This is a genomic window from Leucobacter sp. M11 (genome assembly GCF_035726885.1).
Lineage (GTDB): Bacteria > Actinomycetota > Actinomycetes > Actinomycetales > Microbacteriaceae > JAPFRB01.
On record NZ_JAPFRB010000001.1, the window covers coordinates 460,865 to 464,540 of the forward strand.

Annotated in this window: 4 protein-coding genes; 2 read left to right on the forward strand and 2 right to left on the reverse strand. The window is 74.0% G+C overall.

The features are described 5' to 3' along the window. Both OOT08_RS02350 and OOT08_RS02355 read right to left on the reverse strand, forming a co-directional pair. Window positions 1-639 (reverse strand): HAD family hydrolase (locus tag OOT08_RS02350; protein ID WP_325090944.1); only part of this gene is annotated, 639 nt, incomplete at its 3' end. A 121-nt stretch (window positions 640-760) separates the two neighbouring features. Beyond that, entirely contained in the window at window positions 761-1,243 is a 483-nt protein-coding gene (locus OOT08_RS02355; protein ID WP_325090945.1) for an Lrp/AsnC family transcriptional regulator, read from the reverse strand. 214 nt (window positions 1,244-1,457) lie between these two features. Between OOT08_RS02355 and OOT08_RS02360 the strand changes: the two genes are divergently transcribed. Together OOT08_RS02360 and OOT08_RS02365 are read left to right on the forward strand one after the other, a co-directional pair. Then, window positions 1,458-2,753: an MFS transporter gene (locus tag OOT08_RS02360; protein WP_325090946.1), complete on the forward strand. Its 1,296-nt coding sequence runs from the start codon at window positions 1,458-1,460 to the stop codon at window positions 2,751-2,753. Between the two features lie 64 nt (window positions 2,754-2,817). After that, window positions 2,818-3,676 (forward strand): hypothetical protein (locus tag OOT08_RS02365; protein ID WP_325090947.1); only part of this gene is annotated, 859 nt, incomplete at its 3' end.

Here is a 3,676-nt window from a genome sequence, read left to right on the forward strand (position 1 = left end):
ACTGGGTGCCCAGCCCGCCGCGGCGGCGAGCCACTCGGGGCGTTCCGGGCGAACGAGCAGGGTGCGCGCCCCCGCGTCGACCGCCGCGGTCGAGCCGGTGCGGGAGTCTTCGAGGGCGAGGCAGTCCGCGATGTCCAGGCCGAGCCGCTCGGCGGCCAGGCGATAGGGCTCCGGGTGGGGTTTGTGCCGGTCCACGTCGTCGGCGGTGACGAGGGTGGCGAAGCGGTCGAGGCCGAGGACGGGGGCGATGACGTCCACCCAGCCCCGGTCCGAGGAGGTGACGAGCGCGAGGGGAATGTTCGACGCGGCGACCCGGTCCAAAAACTCCCGGGCCCCGGGAATCCAGCGGGCCTGCGCGATGGCCCCCTCGGCGCGCTCCTGGAGCTCGGCGGCGAGCGCCGCCTCCACCTCGGCGCTGCCCGCGTCCGGCCCCGCCAGCATCGCGATGGTCTGGGCGACGGTGGCGCCCTCGGCGGCGTGCGAGACGGCGGCCGCCTGCGCCTGCGTCGCGCCGCGCTCCCGGGCGACGGCCGCGACGAGCTCAAGCCAGGGGGCTTCGGTGTCGAGGAGGGTGCCGTCGAGGTCGGAGAGGACGGCGGCGGGCAGCGTGCCCTGGGGACGGGATGTGGTCTGGGTCATGGCGCCTTTCGGGGCTGGGAGTCGGGCCTGGGGCCAGGATATCGACGCCGGGTGTCCTGTGCCTGGGCGTCCCGGGCCTGGGCGTCGCCGCGTGAGCGGAGCCCCCGCGCGCACCCCGCGGTTAGGGGCCCTCGGCGAGCAGGCCTGTCACGCGGTACGGGATGACCTCGCGCAGGAAGAGGCTCGTCGAGGTGCGGGTGATGCCGGGGCAGAGCCGAATCTCCTCGCTCACCCGGTAGAGGTCATCGGGGTTGCGGGCGACGACGCGCAGCAACAGGTCGGTGTCCCCCGCGGGGGCGAAGCACTCAAGCACCTCGGGGATATTCGCGAGGGCCTCGATGGCCTGGGCGATGAGGTGCTGATCGAGCTCGACCTGCACGCTGGCCGCGACGGGCCGCCCGAGCGCGGCCGGGGTGATGCGCGCGCTGGCGAGCCGGAGCGCTCCGGAGGCGGCCAGCTTGTCGAGCCGGGCCTGCACGGTGCCGCGGGCGAGCCCGAGTCGCAGGGCGAGCATCGCGGCGGGCATCCGCGGGTCCGCATCGAGCTCGCGGAGGATGCGCCGATCCGTGGCGTCGAGGCGGGGCGGGTCCACAGCGTCGATCATCTTGCTCACTTTCTGCGGGTGAAGTTACGGTGAAACCTAGCATAGTGATCAATCTGAGATCACTCGCTTGCGCGATGTGCGCGGTTGCCGCTTCACTTGGTCTCGGGACGCGGTCAGTGCGTCCGTATACTCGATGCAGACCCGCAGTCGCCACACCCGGCGCACGCGGCTTGGTCAGCCCCACAAGGGCACGCCCACCACGAAGGAGAACGCCATGAGCGTTGCCCGCACCCGCGAGCACCCCACCCCGAGCACCCCCCGGCCCCTGAGCCAGAGTTCCGCTCCCCGATGCGTCAGCACCCAGACGCCGCAACCCCGCCCGAGGCTTCGGGTCGCACTGACCGCCCTGGCCCTGTTCACCCTCCTCGTGAGCGCGAACCTGGCCACGCCGCTGTTCCCCCTCTTTGAGGCCCGGCTCGGCATCACGCCGCTGGGCACCACCCTAGCGTTTTCGAGCTACGTGCTCAGCCTGATCGTGGGCCTGCTCGTCTTCCGCCGCTTCGCGGACACCGTGAACCGGCGCACCGTGCTCGTGAGCGCGCTCATCGTGACCGCGCTCGGCACCGCCGCGCTCGCCTTCGCCCCGAACCTCGGGCTCTTCGCGCTCGCCCGGGCCGCGCAGGGGGCCGCGATCGCCTGCGCCACGGGCACGGCCTCTGGCGCGCTCCGGGTCTTGCTTCCCGGGCGGCCCGGGCTCGTCGGCCGCCTCACCCTGCTCGCCAGCTCCGGCGGCGTCGCGGCCGGTCCGATCATCGGCGGCCTGCTCTCCCAGGGTGCCCGGCCCACCGTCACGCCGTTCCTGGTCCTCGCGGCCGCGCTGCTGCTCCTCGTGCCCGTGATCCTCGCGGTCGCCCCGCACGGGCGGTGCCGCCCCGATCCCGTCGCCCCCGGCATCGCCCTCGCGGATGCCCCACCCCGGGTGGCCCGCTCGGAGCGCCGCGCCGGTCGGCAGTCCCCCGCGGCGCTCGGCGCCTTCCAGATCGCCGCCGCAACCGGCTTCCTGAGCTTCGCGGTGTTCGGCTTCACGCTCTCCCTCGGCCCCTCGCACGTAGCAGCGGTCGTCGGCACAGAGAGCCGCCCGCTCATCGGGCTCCTCGCCGCGCTCACCCTCGGCTCCTCCGCCCTCACCCAGCTGCTCCCGCTCCGGGGGTCGTGGCGCGTGCCGGTGGGGCTCGGCGCGCTGGCCGCGAGCCTGGCCCTCTTCGCGGGGGCCGGGCTGCTCAGCAGCCCGAGCCTCCTGATCGCGGCGAGCCTCGGCGCGGGCGTCGGGCAGGGGATCGCCTTCCAGGCGGCATTCACCGCGGCCACCGCCGCGGTGGCGCCCCAGCACCACGCGAGCACGGTCACCGCGATCTACACGGTGACCTACCTGGGCAGCGCCGTGCCGGTGCTCGCCCTCGGCTTCCTCACCGAGCGGATCGGCCTCACCCCCGCGGTGACCGCCTACGCACTCGCGGCGGCGCTCGGCGCGGTGGCGGTGGCCCTCGCCGCGCGCCGGATCCGCGCCTAGGGGTGCCGCCCGCCGCGCCCCGGCCCGCGCGGGGCGCGGGCCGGGAATGTGCCAAGCTGGTCCCATGACGGTTCGGATCGGCTACATCGGCTCCGCGGGCTCGGTTGCCCGCCTGCCGCTGTATCAGGACCGGGTGCCCGGGGTCGTGGTGCGCGGCTACCCCTACCGTTCCCCGCGGGACACGGCGGCGCAGTACCGGGCGGCCCTCGCGGAAAACGACGTGGTCTGTTTCTCCGGAATCCTGGCGCACTATCACCGGGACCGCAGCCTCGACACGGGCTTCCCGCTCTACGTTGGCCGCTTCAACCAGTACCACCTCGTCGCCTCGCTGCTCTATGCGACGACGGTGCGCGGCCTGCCGCTCGAGGCGCTGTCGGTCGACCTGCCGAACGATCAGGTCGCCGACGCGGTCCGGGAGGAGATCGGGCTCTCGCTCAGCCCCGAGCAAATCCACGATTACCGCCTGGTGTACAACTCTCGCTACACGGGGCCGGTCGACGTGGACGGCATCGTCGCCTTCCACCAGCGCCGGGCCGAGCTCGGCGCCCGGCTCGCGGTCACCAGCGTGCACGAGGTGCACGACCGGCTGCGCGAGCTCGGGGTGCCCGCGATCGAGATGCTGGACTCGCTGCAGAACGAGGCCGATCTGCTCGCCCGCGCCGCCGAGCGCGTCGCGCACACTCGGCTTGAGGAATCCCTCGTCGCCGCCGTGTATCTCACCCAGGACCGCCCGACGGAGGCGAGCCCCGCCGTGCAGGGCCGGGTCGCCGCGGTGCGCGCGGTGCTCGCGGGCTTCGCCTCCCCCACGGTGCACCGCCTCGCCACGTGGCAGCGGGACGGCCTCGAACTGTTTTACTCCACGCAGGGCGAGGTGCAGGCGAATCTGCCCCGGATGCTCGCCGCGCTGGGCGAGGGGAACGACA